Here is a 313-nt window from a genome sequence, read left to right on the forward strand (position 1 = left end):
GAACAACCAGATTGCAGCGGCAGCGGAAGAACAATCGCAAGTAGCCGTTGAAATCAACGAAAATGTAGTGAATGTAAATGATTTGGCGCGAGCGACTGTCGATGACGTCCAGCAAAATGTTCAAACAGCGCAAAATGTTAATAATGTTTCGGACGAACTGCATCAAACGATAAAGATGTTTAAGATCTAATCTTAGATAAGCTAAACGTACCGACAACCTATACGTTAAAGCCTAAGTATCAAAATCTTCGGCTTAAAAAAAGATAACGTAATTAAAACCGCCTTCTCTTCTGAGAAGGCGGTTTTTTTATAT

Annotated in this window: 1 protein-coding gene; it reads left to right on the plus strand. The window is 38.7% G+C overall.

Features of this window, described 5'->3' with window-relative positions:
• A partial coding sequence (locus tag AB4496_RS27890; RefSeq protein WP_372133269.1) for a hypothetical protein occupies positions 1-190 on the plus strand: 190 nt, incomplete at its 5' end.
• Between the last annotated feature and the right edge of the window lie 123 nt (positions 191-313).

It is taken from the genome of Vibrio sp. 10N.222.46.A1 (assembly GCF_041473595.1).
GTDB lineage: Bacteria > Pseudomonadota > Gammaproteobacteria > Enterobacterales > Vibrionaceae > Vibrio > Vibrio tasmaniensis_A.